The sequence below is a fragment of the Aquimarina ulvae genome (genome assembly GCF_053613295.3).
On record NZ_JBSIBP030000003.1, the window covers coordinates 19,813 to 36,605 of the forward strand.

Consider the following 16,793-nt stretch of genomic DNA (forward strand, 5'->3'; position numbering starts at 1 on the left):
TACTATTTATAAATTCTATGAAAATGAGAAATAAAATTACATTGGTCGCAATGCTTATTGCAGTTATGTTCAACGGGAGATCTCAAGATACAATGCGTACAACATCTCCTTATCAAACAGATTTTTGGAAGGACGGCGCTTGGGTAGCAGGAGGTCTTGCATTATCTACTTACGGACTTATTTTAGTTCAGAACAAGGATGATCTAACCGAACAAGAATTATCTGAATTAAACCGAGATGATATTAATGGTATTGATCGATGGGCTGCCGGATATGATGATGAAAATGCTAGTAAAATTAGTGATATTCCCTTTTATGGATCTTTTGCAACTCCATTTTTACTGTTACTTAATAAAAATACTAGAAATGATGCAGGACAATTATCTGTAATGTTTTTAGAAACAATGTCGACTACTGCTGCTATGTTTACAATAACAGCGGGTTTGGTACAAAGAAGCAGGCCGAGAGTTTATAATGAAGAACTAGCATTAGATAGAAGGTTATCCAACGACAATCAGCGTTCTTTTTATAGCGGACACGTTGCAGCTTCGGCGGCAGCCACATTTTTTGCAGCGAAAGTGTACAATGATTATTTTCCTGATTCTAAAGCCAAGCCTTACATTTGGGCAGGAGCAGCACTAGTACCTGCAACTGTTGGATATTTTAGAATCAAATCAGGAAATCACTTTTTAACTGATGTTATCTTGGGGTATGCTCTGGGAGCCGCAACCGGTATCTTAGTGCCAGAACTTCATAAAAAGAAAAATAAAAACCTAACTATCTCAGCTGGTTTGGGAAATCGCCAACAAGTAGTTTATCTTTCTTACCGGTTCTAAAGACTCAAGTCCGATTTTTAACTTAAAAAAAGCATTCTATGTATAGATATTTATTGATATTCATAATTTTTCTAAGTTTTTCTGCACAGGCTCAGGTAACAGATATTGCCAGAGTTGAATACACCTATTTTCCTCAACGAAGCAGTGATAATTCGTTCAAGCGTTTTCGTGCATTTGTAAATGTGCCAATTAAGCTAAATGACAAAGGATCATATCTAGTTCCTGGTTTTGAGTATAGAAGTGTAGCGTTTGATTATGAAGATGTCGTTTCTTTTAGTGTAGAAGACTTAGATCGTTTTGCCTCTTATGAACTTTCTTTGGGATATACATTTAAGATGAAAAATGATTGGCGCTTTGCAATAAAAGGAGGAGTGATGGCAGCGTCTAATTTTGAGACTAAAAAATTGATATCAGAAGATATACTGTATTCTGGCTCAATATTTTTTGTAAAAGACAGAACAGATAATCCCACTAATAAACCCTGGAGATTAATTCTGGGGTTGCAGTACTCGACCACTGCTGGTAGACCATTTCCGCTGCCGTTTATTAATTATTATAAAAAGTTTCATCCATCTTGGACATACGCTGTAGGTGTACCCAAGAGTAATCTCAAATATTTTATTAATAAGAAAAATGTGGTTCAAGCATTTGTAACTTTAGATGGTTTTTATGCTAATATTCAGAATAATAAAGAAATACCTAATCTTTCTTCTCCTGATCAACCAGATGTAGCAGAAGATATCTCTATGCTTATCGCTCTTGCAGGTTTAGGTTATGAGCGCTTTTTTACAGATCATCTATTGGCGTATGCCTATGGGGGATTTACAGTGCTTAATGATATTAGATTAAGAGATGTGGATAATAATGATGTGTTAACTATTAATGACGAGAATAGTTTCTACATTCGAGCAGGAATTAAGTTTAAAATTTAAATTACTACAACAGTGGACTAAAAAACCGGGCAATACCTTCTGATAATTTTCTTTGTAAAGGTCTGTTCTTGTAAGTATCATATGTAAGTAATAAGCTTTTTTCACAATCTGCCATAAAGTCTTTACAAATACTTTCTGCAACGGTTTTGTCATAAATGAGTGCATTAGTTTCAAAATTATGCTCAAAACTTCGATGATCAAAGTTACCAGACCCAATAGAAGCTATTTCTCCATCCATCACAATTACTTTGCTATGAAGAAAATCATCTTTTTGTTGATATATTTCAATCCCTAAAAATAATAGTTCTTCAAAAAAAGAAAGCATGCTGTATTTTGCTAGCCAAGAATCTGACTTTTTTGGAACCAGTATTTTAACCTTTACACCGCTTAATGCAGCAATTCTCAATGCTTCAAGCATAGCACTATTTGGAATAAAATAAGGATTCGATATATAGATATATTCATCTGCCAGGTTGATCATGGTAATATATTGCTGCATGATTGAAGGGTGATCTGAGTCGGGTCCGCCGGTAATTATCTGTACCGTTACGTCTCCTTTTTCTTCAATTTCAGGAAGATAACGTTCTTCTAATAATAATTCTTGATCACTGGCAAAATAGTAATCTTTAATGAATACTCGATGTAAATTACCTACCGCAGGACCTTTAATATATAAATGCGTATCATCCCAAATGCCTAATTCGTCATTTGATTTAATATACTTATCCGAAATATTGACACCACCGGTGAAACCTACTTTTCCATCTATAATCATAATTTTTCTATGATTACGATAATTTAATGTAAACATAAAACTTCCGTAACTCAAAGACATAATTGGATAAACTTTTGCACCGATGTTCTTAAACTTTTTAATGACTTCTTTTCGTAGAGAGTAACTGCCAATAGCATCATACAGAATACGAACTTCTACATTTTTTTCGAGTTTTTCTTTTAATAAAGAATAGATCCTGTCCATTAATTCACCTTCTTCAAAAATGTAATATTGGAGGTGAATAAAATTTTCAGCTTTCTGTAATTCCTCAAAAATGGTATCAAATGTCTTCTTTCCATTTTGTAGTACAGAAATTTGGTTAGCGGGTTGTGCGGCAAACTTAGAGCTGTTTCTTAATAATTTAGATAGTTTTGCGCTCTTCTTGTTTTTAAATTCAACCTGTCTTTCTTTAACTAATTTATCTCGAAACTTATCTTCATATAAACGTCTTTGAACAGTTTTTTTAAGTTTAAAAATCTTAATCCTTCTTCGGTTAATACCAAAAACAACATATAAAAAAACACCAACAATAGGTAAGATTAAAACGATCAGTAACCAGCTCAATGATTTGGTTGGTCTAGAACCATACAGAATGATATGTAAAATAGCAAGTATAGTAAGAACTCCATAGAGAACGAGTGCAATAATCATATCTAATATTTTTTACAGGGTTAAGTTTTTTTACTATTTTAAATGAGTTACTATTTATCCGTAATGAACTACATCGATTACGTGAAAAAGAATAATTTTATTAAAATTAAAAATTTAAATACTATGGGGGTCATTTCAACAGATAAAAATAAAATTACTTTGATTTATAATTCTGAGAATTCTATTGGTAAGCAGACATTAGGTTATGTAAAATCTTCCAAAAAAAAGATATTATCTATTGATACTTCTAAAACTAACATTGCGAATACGCAATGGATCGAAATTAAAGATCGTTTAGGTATTGATATCGATGAATTGATAGATAAACAGCATCCAAAATTTAATAAGTCCTATGGTACTGATGCACGGCTAGAAGTCGATGATTGGCTTAAAATTATTAATAATCATCCAGAAGTCATTAGAGGTCCCATTTTAATATTGGGAGAAAAATTTTATCAAATAGAAAATCCTTCGGATTTTGTAAAGCTTATAGAGCCGGATAGCGCAGGCGTATCTAGAAATCCATCTAAGAAAGAGGAGTGATCAGGATGTAGTATCAAGCTAATTTCGTTAGTTAAATTATAGTCTCTTATTTTCAATACTTTTATCCTATGCGGTATTTTTATCTGATCGAAGAACGCTTTCTTTTAAATTCAGGTTTTCCAGAATTTGTCAGCGTGTTTCGTGATCTTTTAATGTTATCTCCAAATTTTTGATTCCTAATTTATATCTTATATAAAGATATTAACAAAATATATGCACATTACTATAAATAATAGTACAAAAAAGTGAATCGCCAATCGTACAACTTTTTTTGGTTGAAAATTCTTCATGCTTGTTTTTTTTCAACGCTATCGTATATTAAAAAAAAAACAGGTAATTGCCTACCTTTATTACCTGTTTTTATTGCAGAAATTTCTACAAATAGCGCTTAGTTATCATCTGTAGCATCATCTACAGCGTCTTTGACATCTTCTGCTCCTTCTTCTACTTCGTCTCCTACTTCTTCTACAGCATCTTCAACTTTTTCTCCAGTAGTTTTCTTTTCTCTACAACTTAATGTAGTGGCGACAATTAAACACATTGCCGCAAATGATATGATTGATTTTTTCATAATAATATTAGTTTAATTTTAGGTTATGCTTTAAATCGTTTGCCGAATATAAGTGATAATAGAAATAAAACTATAAACACAAAGAAAAGGATTTTAGCAATACTGGCAGCTCCTGCTGCAATTCCTCCAAATCCAAATACGGCTGCGACGATAGCTAAAATGATAAAGATTACTGTCCAACGTAACATAATTTATTTTTTTTGGTTTTAAAATGACTCTTCACAGAGCGATCTGATGTTCAAATCTTTCAATAGTAAAATTCCTTAAATTATATAGAACTTGTTAGCTGTATCACTTCTATTATTAACTCCTTTAGTTTTAATCATTTTTTTAAGTCAAATATTACATATTAGAAGTATCTTTATATGCTATTATTTTCTAACCAGATTAAATGAAAAAAAAGATACAGATAAAAGACGAGGATGTTAAGGACATTATTGCTGATCTGGCTACAGTCCTAGGTGTTGCGCATGAAGAGTCAAATCGTGAACGTTGTTTGCGGTTACCTGAAGAGTTCGGATCCGGATATGTGAAATCGTATCATTTTGATTTTGGAATAGGTGTCATAGAAACTGATTATTTGTTAAAGAAGGATTTTCGTTTTGAAATGAAGAAGGGTGTAATGCATCCTCTAAAAATTATGTTTAACAGAGAATCAAGTTTTTATTACAAGTTAGAGGATACTGAGGATTTTCAGGAGATAAGAAGACTAGAGAATGTTATGATCTCTAGTACACCAAAGAATAATCATATCTTTAAAATACCCTCAAATACACCAATCTGTATTTTCACACTTCAGATCGACCGGAAACAGTTTGAGGAGAAGATTGAGTCGTTCCTTCCAGATATGAATGAGGATCTGATTGAACTATTTAGGGATGTAAATGGGATTAATGAGTTTTTTTATAAAAACTATTATAGCCTCGAAATTTCTAAGTTTATTTCCGAATTTACAGAATGTGAACTTACTGGGTTTATGCGTCAGGTGTTTCTAGAAGGGAAGGCGTATGAGATTTTAACACGCTTGTTGCAACAATACTTAGATGACCTTAATAAACCAGATAAAAGATTAATACTCAGACAATCTACTGTAGAAAGTATAGAGGAAGCTGTATCAATCATCAAAGAAGAATTAGAAAGTGTGGACAACGTAATAAACTTAGCAAAACGTGTCGGGTTAAACCAAAATACGCTTCAGAATGGATTTAAAAAATTATATAAAACATCTGTAAATGAGTTTATCAAAAACCATAGAATCCATACGGCTAAAGATCTTTTAGAATCATCTGACCTTAACATTACCGAAATTACATATAAAGTAGGAATTAATTCCAGAAGTTACTTTTCTAAACTTTTCAAGAAAAAATATGGTGTTACGCCAAAACAATATCTGGATCAAGTAAGAAATAAAACAAGAAGTTCACAATCTGCTTAAAACTTTGGATCAAAAAAAGTTATAGCTTTTTTTCCTATTTCATCCTCTATTTGATTTCCTTCTATAATTAAAACTGACCAATTGTGTTAGTATAAGTTTCAAAATTGTTAATCCGTTTAAGCTAAATCTAATTTCTTTGTACAAATTGTGAAACCAAAGTTAGATTGAGCAGCAACATGCAAGAAATTGACATACGTAGTGTTGAGGGTACAAAAATTTTAGAACAATTACATAAGTATTTACGAGGGGATATTATTGAACAATGGGGTGAATCTGTTCTCGAGTTTGATAATGAACTTGGTAGCGGAACAATTAGAAGTATTGCTTTTGATTGGGGAATAACATTAGTAGATTATGATGTTCATTTTTTTGAAGATACCAAGATCATCTTCAATATCGAAAATGCAAATCCGATAGAGTTTGTTTTTATATCCGAAGGGAATTTAGATTATATCAATGATGCCAGTAAAGATTCATATTCTTTCGAGAGTTATCAGAATATCATAATATCCACCAGGAAACTATCAAAAGAAACTTATATTTTTCCTAGTGCAGTTACAGTAAAGGTTAATTTTATATACGTTCTGCCAGATGAATATTCTAAGAAAAAAAACAACAATCTTTCATACCTTGGTAAGGGTTTACAATCGGTTTTTAATCAAGAAGAAAATGCTTTACCTTTTAAGCATTTAGGTAATTACAATCTTAAAATTGCTGATCAAATTAGGCAATTGCAGGAAAGTCATGGCAGTGGTATCGTAAGAACACTTTCTATAGAGGGACAGCTTAATTTGATTATAGCCATGCAAATGTTAGAGCATTATAATCACGAAAATAATGAGAGTTTACCCGAATCACTGTGCAAAGAAGATATAAAAAAGGTTCATGATTTGTCTGGCTATATTATTGATAATATTTCTGAACCCCTTTCGGTTAGCTCATTAGCAAGTAGAGTAGGTATGAGTCCCAAGAAACTACAGCTTGGGTTTAGAGTGTTGTATTCTAAATCTGTTAATGAATATATCCGTCAGTTAAAATTAGAGATATCTAGAGACTATATAAAAAACACTGATGACTCTATTTCTGAAATAGTGTATAAAATTGGTCTTAAAAGTCGAAGTTATTTTTCGAAGATTTTTTTCGAAAAGTATGGTATTCTACCTGCAGAATACAGAAAGAAAATCAAAGTGAAAAAATCAAAGTGAAAAATAGATTTGATTTTTTGAATACCTCAAGGAGCTTTTATTTACATTTTATCGTTTCAAAATTGCTTGATTATCAGTAAGTAAATCTTTTTACTAATAGTACCATATAACCCCAAATTAAAAATAATGAATTATAAAAAGGCAATAGTGAATCTGAAATTCAAGTCTAATTTGTCAATGGAAAGTATTGGTGAGGTTTCTAAGGAGAAAAATCAAATGCTAAAAGATACCAAAGGATTGATTTGTCTATTTTGTTATACAAATAGGGAAACAAAAACCATTGGAGGAACTTTTATATTTAGAAATATAGAATTTGCCCAACAATATATTGGTAAATTCTTAACTGAGGGTTTTGGTCCAAGGTATGGAATAATACCAATGACCTTAAAAATTGATATAGGAACTATAGAAGAAGAAATTATAGGTGCTGGCTGATGCAGAGTGACTTAATGTTAAAAACTAGGGATACCTTCATAATATACTGGCGTTAACATGGAGTCATAGGAAATATCATTTTTAAAAAATTCTTTGGCAATGGGATGTGCGCACAAGTCAGGCATTTCCCAATTCTCTAAAATATAATCAAGCTCTTTTTTATCAGCATGAACATCCAGCCAGGTGTTTTGATATTTTTTCGGAATAACTAAAGGCATTGATTTATTCAGATTCTGAACATTTTCAATTAAACCTTTTGATTTAGTCATTAACATAGAGCAGGTGATAAAACCATCATCTAATACGTTATAAATTCCAGCAATGTAAAAAGGTTTTTTATTTTTTAAATATACATAATAGGGATATAAAGAACCGCGGTATAAGTGGTAGACAAAAAAACCGGTAGCTATAATTAGACAGCGCCTTTGGAGATAGGGTTCCTGAAATATTTCATCAGAATTCAAATCTTGTCTTGAAACATATAGCGTATTGCGAACCTTTTGAAAATCAGTCCATTCATCCATATAATCCTCTGGTAATAACCCCCAAATACCATAAGAAATGAAAGTAGGATCTTCCATAGTGATGATGGATAATGTACATTCTTCAGAACCATCAATTACCTGCATTGGAAAATGAAGTTGTGGAAATTTATATCGTATTCCTACTTCATTCTCAATCAATTCCCTTTCTGCTATATTAGAAATTTTTTTGTACATATCTTCTGTTAACCGATGCAATTAAAAAAAAATTGCTTATAAGCATTATCTCTTATAGATTAATTAATGACGCATTTAATAGGGAAAATATTATTTTTTTAAGAGTGCTGGCATTTGTTTCAAAAAAGTTAACCAAAAATCGTAAAACGATAACGATTCGAGTTTACATGGATTAATTTTGTAATGTAACTTGGTGTAACTATTTGCTATTCAGATAGGATACCTTTAATATGGGGCGGTTTGGAAAAAGTAAGAAACGAGTATAAAAAAACTCCATCTGAGTTAAAAGATCTTAAAGCTCACCTTTCGGGTAATGTCAGCGTGAAAGGTGATATACATACACTCGCAATAGCTCCTTCATTAGGTCAGGGACAAGTTCGATATTCAAGTCTTCAGAATGGTTTGCAGACCTATGATTTCAATCTAAAATTACATAGTGATATAGAAATTCCTGTATGCTCTATTACATCAAATTCTTTGCAATTTATATACTGTCTTGAAGGACATTGTTATCATCAATTCGAAGCTTATGAAGAGACTGCAAAAATAGAACAGTTTCAAACTGCCGTGGTTCATAGCGATAGTGGTTTGTCAAGTAGTCTGTTACTTAAAAAAAATATTCCTTTAATACTAAATATTATCTGCATCGATAAAAATCAATACTTTGATAACCTTGGTGATGAGAACAACCATTTTAATGAAAAAATCAAAGGTTTATTAATCGATATTAAGAGTAAAGCAAAACACTTTCATTTAGGAAATTATAATTTAAAAATTGCAGAACATTTAAAACTTTTATTTAGTGTAGAATATGAAAACGAAATATCTGAATTATTATCTCAAAAAGCAAGATACTACCTTGTTTTAGCAAAGCATATTGAACAATTTCACGGTGAAATAGAAAATAATTCCAACACTAGTGGTTTGCTTAAAGATGAACTCAAAGCAATATCCGAAGTAAGTGACCGAATAAAAGAACATCCAGAGGTGCAATACTCAATTAAGTCCTTATGCCTGGAATCTGGGCTATCTCCTGCTAAGCTACAAGAAGGTTTTAAGTTTATGTTTGATAGAACAGTTTCTGACTTTGTTCGAAATGTACGCCTAGAAAAAGCAGAAAGACTTATTAAAACCACAGAATTAACAATTTCTGAAATCGTATATTCTATTGGGCTAACCAGTAGAAGTTATTTCTGCAAAATCTTTAAAAAGAGATATTACTGTAGCCCAAAAGAATACAAAACCAAAAAGTAAAGCACTTCATTCATATAGCATTTATTTTAGGACAAGAAGTAACTTTTGTGGGATTTGAGATATTATGAGATATCTTTTATGTTTATCTTTAAAATTATTCTGACGAATTTTAAAATAGATGAAAAAATCAAAAAACAGAAACCTATTTAGAAAAAAAAGATTCTTTATTCCTTTTGTTATTATACTTATACTTATGGTTGCAAGACTATTGCTGCCTTATTTTGTGAAGAAACATGTAAATACAGTTTTAGCTACTATCCCAGGATATTATGGACAGGTTAAGAATATTGATATTTCGCTAATACGTGGAGCCTATGTAATTGATTCCTTGTACCTCAATAAGATAAATGGCAGCTCTCAAATTCCGTTTTTGAATTTTCCTAAGACTGATATTTCTGTTGAATGGAAATCATTGATTAAAGGAAAAATTGTAACCGAAATCATCATGGCCAAACCAGAGGTGATTTATATATTTGAAGATCATAAAAATGATAATGAGGATACAGAGTTAAATGATTGGACTACTGCACTAACTGACTTAGTGCCTATTGACATTAATAGATTACGTATCGAAAGAGGAAAGGTCGCATTTGTAGAGCTTTCTGCTAACCCAAATATTGATTTGTATTTTGATGATATTCTCTTAGAAGCAAAGAATTTGAGAAATGTGGTTCGTGCGGACGAAACACTACCATCTGTTTTAAATGCTAGCGCGGTTTCAATCGGGCAAGGATCAGTAAAACTTAATGGAAAGATGGATCTTATCAAAACCATACCAGATATGGACATTTCTTTTTCTCTAGAAAACTCTGATGTAACTTCGCTAAACAATTTTACGAACCATTATGCCGGTATCGATTTTACTAGTGGAAGCTACAGTATTTTTAGTGAAGTGGCGATTGCAGATGGATACCTTACAGGCTATATTAAACCGATCGTAAAGGATGCTAAGTTGCTCGGGAAAGAAGATGGTTTTTTAAATACACTTTGGGAAGGGTTCGTCGGGTTTTTTAAGTTTTTACTTAAAAATCATAAAAACAATACACTGGCAACAAAAATTCCTTTAGAAGGTGATTTGAATAAAGTACAAACTAACCTCTGGTCAACTATCTTTAGTATTTTCGAAAACGCATGGATCAAAGCTTTTGAAAATATCACAGATGACTCGGTTAAGTTTGAGGATGCTCTAAAAGCAGGAAATGATAAAAAATAAAAAGATCACTCTTTATATAAGTCTAAATGGGAAAAAAGACATAAACAAAGAGCGATCTTTTTGGATAACAAATACTTATTTTAATTTAAATCTTCCAATTTTTTAATAGTGGATAATCCAGTTTGGATTTTCTGTTTTTGATTAGCCAAAATAGTTTGAGTACTTACCGGAAGCGATGTTTCTGAAAGAACATCATCATATTCATCTACAGATGCTTTTTCTCCCTTAATTGCTTCCTCTAACATAGATTCTTCATCATCCATTGATAAGAATGACTTTATGTCCATCCAAGCTCTATGAGCACTTCCGGTCACACTACCACCTTTATCAACATCTTGTCCAAATGCTTTGATCTCGTTTTTTAATTCATGACCAAAATCATAACGTTCTTGCGCCTTTCTGTTAAAATAATTTTTTAATGAAGAGTGTTCTACATTTTCTGCAGCTTTTTTAAATCCTTTTTCTGCATCATACGTTTTTTCAAGTAAGTCGTTTAATTTGTTACCGACTGTTTCAGAATACGTTGCCATATTTTTTTGAGTTTTAAGTTTTACAGTATTTTTTTAAAGATGTTTACCGCTTACCATCTTATCACTTCCTTTTAATCTTTGGAAAATAGTTGTCTAAAATTAATTTTTATCTTGAATATGTTCTTCGAGATCATAACAACAACTCCAAGAGCAAATCCACAAATAAAAATTAGAAGTATTTCTAATTCCATACGTAAGTTATTTCTATGTTGATAAAATTAAGCAGCTTATAGCTAAAACAATTGTTCAAAAAAATGAAAAGTGGACTCATTTGAAAATTAACATTTTATTGTCAGCTCACTGTATACAATGGTTTGAGTCAATAAAATTTTTGATTGGATCAATTGATACTTAGAATTAAAATAATCTTGCAGTAAAACAATTATGATACGAAAAGGCAGTAAAGTGAAATGGAAATGGGGGCAGGGAACTGCTCAAGGAAAAGTTATTGAAACTTACGTGAATACGGTTACTAAAACAATAAAAGGAAACAAAGTGACGAGAAACGGAGAAGAAAGTAATAAGGCTTTATATATAGAACAAGAAGATGGTGATCACGTATTAAAGAGTGAAAATGAAGTAACGAGATTAGATGAATGATAATAACTATTTAAAACCTAGAAATTATGATAAAGAAGGGAGTGAAGGTTCAGTGGAATGAAGGTAATATTTCGCTATCTGGAATTGTAGAAGAAACATATGCTTATAAAATTACAAGAAAAATTAAAGAAAACACTACGGTGCGTTTCAGTAGTGCAAGTATGGCGCTATACATAAGAACTGCAGATGGATCTCACACATTAAAAAATGATTCTGAAGTCAATTTTGTAGGAAATTAAAATAGAAAAATAGAAACAATACTAACTAAAACAAAATACGATGTCATTATTAACAATTATCTTAAACATTCTTTTACCACCTTTAGCAGTTTTTTTAAAGCATGGATTAGGATCAACCTTCTTAATCAGTTTACTTCTAACAATTATTGGATGGTTACCAGGTGTTATCCATGCTTTTATAGTCAATGATTAAATGATGTGATGCATAGCAGAACTGAATTGCAAGAACTATTGAGTATGTTATCTGTAGCTGAGAGAAAATATTATAAAGCGGCAAAAGAGGTGCAGACTGTACCTCTTTCAAGGTTTCTAAATCACCAGAATGTTATTCGGAATAAATATTATTTTGAGTTAAGAGAAGTTTGCTTTTATAATAATATTTATCTCGAATCAGTGGTGGATGATAGTTTGGAAAATATCATAAAGGAGAAATATAATTTGAATATACATTCTGTTAATTTTCGTTACATTCCTTTAGTTAGTCGATGTTTGGAATATGATCAAGAGCTGATAGTTAAGTGTGCTGAACTCCTGAAAAATAAAATGATTTCAGTAGATATTCTAGAAATAGTGACTAAGATGATGACATATATTATTTTTCAAGGTATTGAAGGTGAGGCTATTATCGATAGAATCCATTTTGAAGAACTTCAGCGTAAAAGATTGATGCGACTGGATAATAGAAAATATTTAAATTAATTATCAGTTTGATAATTAATTAACAAAACAGCTCTTAATGAAAAGAGTTTTTTTGTTTTAACTAGTATTGTCAACTTTTGAACGCCACTTATGGAATACCGTCAATAGGAAATGAATAACATTTCTAAATTAATTCATAAGAGAGGTTTGTTTTGGTATTACTTTTGAAAGTATATTAGTAAAACTTTAAGTATTCATATTTGTGAAATACTTTTTTTATGATAGATTGTATGGTATGGAGTTAAATTTTAAGCAATTATTTGAACATAGTGTCTTATCAACAATTTTGATTTTCTTTTTCTTTTTAGAAATGAAGGGGCAGTCAGAGTTGCCAATTACCTTAAGTGACAATATTCAACCAATCAGGGAATTACAGAGCGAAAAATTACAACAATTATTAGAAACTGAAATATGCTCAAAACCTAGATGGAAAAAATTAATTGATAGGAGGAAAATGTCTATTGGTATTGTAGATTTAAGCAATATAAATCAAATTGAATATGCAGGTCTTAATGATGATTTTATGATGTATGCGGCTAGTTTGCCAAAAATTGCAATTCTTCTGGCCGCCATGGACGCCATGGACAAAGGAGAGCTAGAGGAAACTAAAGAAGTTTTAAAGGATTTAAGATTAATGATTAGTAAGTCCAATAACAGGGCTTCAACAAGAATGATAGATAGATTAGGGTATGAAAAAATAGAATCTGTTTTACGAGGTCCAAAAAATAAATTGTATGATGAAGAAGTTGGAGGTGGTTTATGGGTCGGAAAAAGATATGCCGCTGGAGGTAGAAGATATCCTGAACCTCTGAAAGGATTGAGTCATGCAGCAACCACAAGACAGGTTTGTAGTTTTTACTACCAACTGGTATTAGGAAATTTAGTAAGCACAGAAAGATCTGCTCAGATGTTAGAAATAATGAAAGATCCAGCTTTACATCATAAATTTGTGAATACGCTGGATAAAATTGCACCCAAAGCAAAACTTTTCCGTAAATCAGGATCTTGGAAAAGCTTTCACTCTGATTCCATTCTTGTATGGGGTCCTAAACGAAAATATATATTAGTCGCTTTGATTGATGACAATTATGGAGAGCAAATCATAAGAGACTTAGTAATTCCGTTAGAAAAAGTTTTGAAAAAGTCACGTTCGTAATAAATTAGAAAGTATTTTTGGCTTTTATGATAAGAGAATTCTTTAAAAAAGCTTTTGATATAAGAGATGGAGAAATATTCATCTCTTTTTTAATGCAGCTATATATATTTATCATCATTACAGTTTTACTAATTGTAAAGCCTACTGTAAATGCCCTGTTTTTATCAAATCTAGGAGCATCCCATTTGCCTTACGGATATTTATTAGTGGCTCTAATAGCCGTAGTTAGCTCCTATTTTTACAATCGTGCTATTCAAAAGTTTTCAATTAAGAATGTCGCTATATTTTCATTAATCACATTTGGAGTAAGTTTTTTAGTATTAAGTGCATTGCTATATTATACGGTTATAAATGCCTGGGTACTCTATTTTTTCTATACCGCAGTCTCATTGTTTGCAGTACTTGCTACTTCTCAATTCTGGATTTTAGCTAATTTGGTTTACAATGTAAGAGAAGCAAAAAGATTATTCGGGTTTATTGGTGCTGGTGCTATAGCCGGAGGTGTTTTTGGAGGATATTTGACTTCAATTTTAGCTCCATATGTAGGTAATAGAACATTGATCTTCATAGCATCAATCTTGATCGTTAGTTGCATACCAATTTTACAAATAGTTTGGAGAATCAGAGTTCATAAATTAAATGTCTATATAAGAAAACAACGAAAAGAAGAAAAAGTATCAGGATATAGATCTTCTTTTCATTTAATCTTAAAATCAAAACATTTATCTTATTTGGCAGCGATCGTTGGGGTAGGTGTCATTGTTGCGAAACTGGTAGATTTTCAATTTAGTGATTTTGCCAACGCAGCAATTCCTAATACCGACCAATTGGCATCTTTTTTTGGTTTTTGGTTCTCTACTTTTAATTTGATCGCTCTGATATTACAACTATTTTTAACAAATCGAGTGTTACGATACTTAGGAGTAACTTCATCTTTATTAATCTTGCCTCTTGGTATTGCCTTAGGAAGCCTATTATTTCTTACGTTTCCAGAGTTATGGGTTTTAGTAATCATCAAAGGTATGGATGGTAGTTTAAAACAATCATTAAATAAAGCTGCTACAGAGTTATCTATTCTTCCGATTCCTTCTATTATAAAAAATCAGGCGAAATCGTATATTGATATTGTCGTTGACAGTATCGCAACTGGTGTAGCCGGATTTCTTCTGATTTTTATAGTACGGAAAATGAATTTAAGCAGTTCATACGTTACTGTGATCATTCTATTGTTTTTATTTATTTGGATTACGTTGATCTATAAGCTTAAGGAAGCATATTTTGATTCATTTCGTAAGAATCTTCAAGACTCCGTTATTTTTGATCAGGAAAGTAAAAAAAATCTAGCCAAAGAAACCACACTTAAAACTGTAACCAAGATCTTAAATAGTAAAGTAGAGAGCGAAATACTAGTGCTTTTTGAACGACTAAAAGATCATAAGATAAAACCATTAAAACATTCAATTGTACGATTACTGGATCATCCATCAAATCGCGTGAAAGCTGCAGCTATTGGTCAGTTATATGCTTATGACAGAGGTACAGCAGTAGAAAAAGTAAAGAAGTTGATGTTGATAAAAGATCATGAATTGGTTTATAACGCTCTTATGTATTTAATCGAACATACAGATCATATAGCAGAAACTGCTTTTAGGTCGTACCTGGATAGTGAGAGTGATTACATGGCAAATGCTGCTTTATTGTGTCTCGCAAAAGAATCTTCGCGTAATCAGAAGTTGGCAGCTAAATATAATCTTATTTCCAGAATTGAAGCTAAGATAAAAGAGTTTAGTGCTCCCGAAATTGACCATAGAAAGGAGAAGATAGCAGAGTTATTGATTACAATAGGATATACAAGAATACCTAAATACTATTCCTTTATTTCTGCTCATTTTAATCATAAGGATGCTTATGTTGTAAAACATGCTATAAAGGCCGCGGGGCTTACTTCGGATATTGACTTTCTCAATATTTTAATAGATTTTTTAACAGAAAAGAAATACAGAAAAGCTGCAACTAAAGCACTAAAAAAATATGGGCATGAAATAGCTAGAACATTGTTTCTATTAGATCAAAAAGAAGATTTGCCGGATAAAGCAAGGAGACATATCCCAAGGGTTATCGAAAAATTTAAAACCCAGACTTCAGTTAAGTTTTTAATTAAATTATTAAGAAGTAGAGACATATTAATCCGATTAGAAGCTTCAAAATCGCTAAACAAATTGAAACGAGGTTCGGTAGATTTAAAATTTGATCAGCGTAATTTGACCAGTCTTATTTTAAGAGAAAGTATATTTTATAAAAATACGATTAGAGCAACAGCTATTTTGCAACATGCAAATGACGCCGAACTACAAAGAAATGAAAAGTCTGATGATTATGAGGAAAGGCGTTTGGCAAGAGAAGGACTCATTGAAATTTTGTCATTTCAAATGGAGCAAAGTCTGGAGTGTATTTTTAAACTTTTGAGTTTGAAATATGAAAAATCTGATATGGACGTAGTTTATTTTGGATTAAAAACAGATATCACAGAAACTAAAGTAAATGCAATAGAATTTTTGGATAATTTACTTCATCATCGGTTAAAATCAACATTGTTACCTCTTTTGGAGATATATACTTTACAGGAAGATACCACCACTATTTATAGAACTTTTAATCTTAATAGAATAACAGAGAAAAAGTGTTTAGCCAGACTTATTAAGAATAGAGGTAGAAGGATAAAACTGGCTGTAATTAATCTTATACAGTATTCAGAAGACTTGAACGATATAAAGTTATTGAGTAAGCTAAAAAAACATAAAAATAACGAAGTAAGAAGATTTACTAATATAGCTATAGAACGATTATCAGCGGATCCCGAGCTTCAGGTTTAATACGCTATAAAATATGGCAAACTTATAACCTTTTACTATTCTGCAGGTTATAATTTTGTAATTATATACATAAAAGCTCTAAGACTACTATCGTTTTAGAGCTTTTATCATTATGGATAAGTACTAT

The 16,793-nt window shown here is 31.4% G+C and carries 19 protein-coding genes; 14 read left to right on the forward strand and 5 right to left on the reverse strand.

The genetic code is table 11. From position 1 onward, the window contains the following. The first annotated feature begins 23 nt into the window (after positions 1-23). Complete coding sequence (locus tag ACWGOQ_RS06885) at positions 24-836, forward strand: phosphatase PAP2 family protein (RefSeq protein ID WP_452057217.1); 813 nt, start codon at positions 24-26, stop codon at positions 834-836. A 38-nt stretch (positions 837-874) separates the two neighbouring features. After that, positions 875-1,768 (forward strand): DUF6268 family outer membrane beta-barrel protein, encoded by an 894-nt coding sequence (locus ACWGOQ_RS06890; RefSeq protein WP_452057218.1) that lies wholly within the window; start codon positions 875-877, stop codon positions 1,766-1,768. A 4-nt stretch (positions 1,769-1,772) separates the two neighbouring features. Here the strand turns inward: ACWGOQ_RS06890 and cls are convergent, their stop codons facing one another. After that, positions 1,773-3,194, reverse strand: coding sequence for a cardiolipin synthase (gene cls, locus ACWGOQ_RS06895; protein WP_452057219.1), 1,422 nt, complete (start codon positions 3,192-3,194; stop codon positions 1,773-1,775). Positions 3,195-3,317: 123 nt separating this feature from the next. On the opposite strand from cls, the gene ACWGOQ_RS06900 reads away from it, so the two are divergent. Further along, positions 3,318-3,737, forward strand: a complete 420-nt coding sequence (locus ACWGOQ_RS06900; protein ID WP_452057220.1) for an arsenate reductase family protein — start codon at positions 3,318-3,320, stop codon at positions 3,735-3,737. Between the two features lie 388 nt (positions 3,738-4,125). Here ACWGOQ_RS06900 and ACWGOQ_RS06905 read toward each other — a convergent pair whose 3' ends face one another. Together ACWGOQ_RS06905 and ACWGOQ_RS06910 are read right to left on the reverse strand one after the other, a co-directional pair. Then, positions 4,126-4,308, reverse strand: a complete 183-nt coding sequence (locus ACWGOQ_RS06905) for a hypothetical protein (protein ID WP_452057221.1) — start codon at positions 4,306-4,308, stop codon at positions 4,126-4,128. Positions 4,309-4,331: 23 nt separating this feature from the next. Next, positions 4,332-4,496, reverse strand: a complete 165-nt coding sequence (locus ACWGOQ_RS06910; protein WP_452057222.1) for a DUF1328 domain-containing protein — start codon at positions 4,494-4,496, stop codon at positions 4,332-4,334. 203 nt (positions 4,497-4,699) lie between these two features. On the opposite strand from ACWGOQ_RS06910, the gene ACWGOQ_RS06915 reads away from it, so the two are divergent. The 3 genes from ACWGOQ_RS06915 to ACWGOQ_RS06925 all read left to right on the forward strand — a co-directional run bounded on the left by ACWGOQ_RS06915 (position 4,700) and on the right by ACWGOQ_RS06925 (position 7,383). Then, positions 4,700-5,743 carry a helix-turn-helix domain-containing protein gene (locus tag ACWGOQ_RS06915; protein WP_452057223.1) on the forward strand — a complete coding sequence of 348 codons (1,044 nt, stop codon included), beginning with the start codon at positions 4,700-4,702 and terminating at the stop codon, positions 5,741-5,743. Positions 5,744-5,907: 164 nt separating this feature from the next. Then, complete coding sequence (locus tag ACWGOQ_RS06920) at positions 5,908-6,948, forward strand: AraC family transcriptional regulator (RefSeq protein ID WP_452057224.1); 1,041 nt, start codon at positions 5,908-5,910, stop codon at positions 6,946-6,948. A gap of 126 nt (positions 6,949-7,074) precedes the next feature. Next, positions 7,075-7,383 carry a hypothetical protein gene (locus ACWGOQ_RS06925; RefSeq protein WP_452057225.1) on the forward strand — a complete coding sequence of 103 codons (309 nt, stop codon included), beginning with the start codon at positions 7,075-7,077 and terminating at the stop codon, positions 7,381-7,383. Between the two features lie 17 nt (positions 7,384-7,400). Here the strand turns inward: ACWGOQ_RS06925 and ACWGOQ_RS06930 are convergent, their stop codons facing one another. Further along, entirely contained in the window at positions 7,401-8,102 is a 702-nt protein-coding gene (locus ACWGOQ_RS06930; protein ID WP_452057226.1) for an SOS response-associated peptidase family protein, read from the reverse strand. A 240-nt stretch (positions 8,103-8,342) separates the two neighbouring features. Here ACWGOQ_RS06930 and ACWGOQ_RS06935 point away from each other — a divergent pair, with 240 nt between their 5' ends. Both ACWGOQ_RS06935 and ACWGOQ_RS06940 read left to right on the forward strand, forming a co-directional pair. Further along, the gene (locus tag ACWGOQ_RS06935) at positions 8,343-9,356 is read left to right on the forward strand and encodes a helix-turn-helix transcriptional regulator (protein WP_452057227.1); all 1,014 of its coding nucleotides are present in this window, start codon (positions 8,343-8,345) and stop codon (positions 9,354-9,356) included. 118 nt (positions 9,357-9,474) lie between these two features. After that, positions 9,475-10,569 (forward strand): DUF748 domain-containing protein, encoded by a 1,095-nt coding sequence (locus ACWGOQ_RS06940; RefSeq protein ID WP_452057228.1) that lies wholly within the window; start codon positions 9,475-9,477, stop codon positions 10,567-10,569. Positions 10,570-10,649: 80 nt separating this feature from the next. On the opposite strand, the gene ACWGOQ_RS06945 is transcribed toward ACWGOQ_RS06940, so the two are convergent. Further along, positions 10,650-11,099: a ferritin-like domain-containing protein gene (locus ACWGOQ_RS06945; RefSeq protein WP_452057229.1), complete on the reverse strand. Its 450-nt coding sequence runs from the start codon at positions 11,097-11,099 to the stop codon at positions 10,650-10,652. 384 nt (positions 11,100-11,483) lie between these two features. Between ACWGOQ_RS06945 and ACWGOQ_RS06950 the strand changes: the two genes are divergently transcribed. The 6 genes from ACWGOQ_RS06950 to ACWGOQ_RS06975 all read left to right on the forward strand — a co-directional run bounded on the left by ACWGOQ_RS06950 (position 11,484) and on the right by ACWGOQ_RS06975 (position 16,666). Beyond that, complete coding sequence (locus ACWGOQ_RS06950) at positions 11,484-11,699, forward strand: hypervirulence associated TUDOR domain-containing protein (protein WP_452057230.1); 216 nt, start codon at positions 11,484-11,486, stop codon at positions 11,697-11,699. A gap of 26 nt (positions 11,700-11,725) precedes the next feature. Continuing rightward, positions 11,726-11,938 carry a DUF2945 domain-containing protein gene (locus ACWGOQ_RS06955; protein WP_452057231.1) on the forward strand — a complete coding sequence of 71 codons (213 nt, stop codon included), beginning with the start codon at positions 11,726-11,728 and terminating at the stop codon, positions 11,936-11,938. 40 nt (positions 11,939-11,978) lie between these two features. Then, entirely contained in the window at positions 11,979-12,131 is a 153-nt protein-coding gene (locus ACWGOQ_RS06960) for a YqaE/Pmp3 family membrane protein (protein ID WP_452057232.1), read from the forward strand. A gap of 8 nt (positions 12,132-12,139) precedes the next feature. Then, on the forward strand, positions 12,140-12,637 hold the full coding sequence (locus tag ACWGOQ_RS06965) for a hypothetical protein (RefSeq protein WP_452057233.1): 498 nt from the start codon (positions 12,140-12,142) through the stop codon (positions 12,635-12,637). Positions 12,638-12,872: 235 nt separating this feature from the next. Further along, complete coding sequence (locus ACWGOQ_RS06970; protein ID WP_458202526.1) at positions 12,873-13,793, forward strand: serine hydrolase; 921 nt, start codon at positions 12,873-12,875, stop codon at positions 13,791-13,793. A gap of 26 nt (positions 13,794-13,819) precedes the next feature. Then, complete coding sequence (locus ACWGOQ_RS06975) at positions 13,820-16,666, forward strand: Npt1/Npt2 family nucleotide transporter (protein WP_452057234.1); 2,847 nt, start codon at positions 13,820-13,822, stop codon at positions 16,664-16,666. The last annotated feature ends 127 nt before the right edge of the window (positions 16,667-16,793 follow it).

Coding starts and splice junctions, on each gene's coding strand:
- ACWGOQ_RS06955 (WP_452057231.1), top strand. CDS start 11,726: ATGATAAAGAAGGGAGTGAAGGTTCAGTGGAATGAAGGTAATATTTCG.
- ACWGOQ_RS06915 (WP_452057223.1), top strand. CDS start 4,700: ATGAAAAAAAAGATACAGATAAAAGACGAGGATGTTAAGGACATTATT.
- ACWGOQ_RS06930 (WP_452057226.1), bottom strand. CDS start 8,102: ATGTACAAAAAAATTTCTAATATAGCAGAAAGGGAATTGATTGAGAAT.
- ACWGOQ_RS06925 (WP_452057225.1), top strand. CDS start 7,075: ATGAATTATAAAAAGGCAATAGTGAATCTGAAATTCAAGTCTAATTTG.
- ACWGOQ_RS06905 (WP_452057221.1), bottom strand. CDS start 4,308: ATGAAAAAATCAATCATATCATTTGCGGCAATGTGTTTAATTGTCGCC.
- ACWGOQ_RS06910 (WP_452057222.1), bottom strand. CDS start 4,496: ATGTTACGTTGGACAGTAATCTTTATCATTTTAGCTATCGTCGCAGCC.
- ACWGOQ_RS06940 (WP_452057228.1), top strand. CDS start 9,475: ATGAAAAAATCAAAAAACAGAAACCTATTTAGAAAAAAAAGATTCTTT.
- ACWGOQ_RS06950 (WP_452057230.1), top strand. CDS start 11,484: ATGATACGAAAAGGCAGTAAAGTGAAATGGAAATGGGGGCAGGGAACT.
- ACWGOQ_RS06970 (WP_458202526.1), top strand. CDS start 12,873: ATGGAGTTAAATTTTAAGCAATTATTTGAACATAGTGTCTTATCAACA.
- ACWGOQ_RS06975 (WP_452057234.1), top strand. CDS start 13,820: ATGATAAGAGAATTCTTTAAAAAAGCTTTTGATATAAGAGATGGAGAA.
- ACWGOQ_RS06965 (WP_452057233.1), top strand. CDS start 12,140: ATGCATAGCAGAACTGAATTGCAAGAACTATTGAGTATGTTATCTGTA.
- ACWGOQ_RS06900 (WP_452057220.1), top strand. CDS start 3,318: ATGGGGGTCATTTCAACAGATAAAAATAAAATTACTTTGATTTATAAT.
- ACWGOQ_RS06885 (WP_452057217.1), top strand. CDS start 24: ATGAGAAATAAAATTACATTGGTCGCAATGCTTATTGCAGTTATGTTC.
- ACWGOQ_RS06960 (WP_452057232.1), top strand. CDS start 11,979: ATGTCATTATTAACAATTATCTTAAACATTCTTTTACCACCTTTAGCA.
- cls (WP_452057219.1), bottom strand. CDS start 3,194: ATGATTATTGCACTCGTTCTCTATGGAGTTCTTACTATACTTGCTATT.
- ACWGOQ_RS06890 (WP_452057218.1), top strand. CDS start 875: ATGTATAGATATTTATTGATATTCATAATTTTTCTAAGTTTTTCTGCA.
- ACWGOQ_RS06945 (WP_452057229.1), bottom strand. CDS start 11,099: ATGGCAACGTATTCTGAAACAGTCGGTAACAAATTAAACGACTTACTT.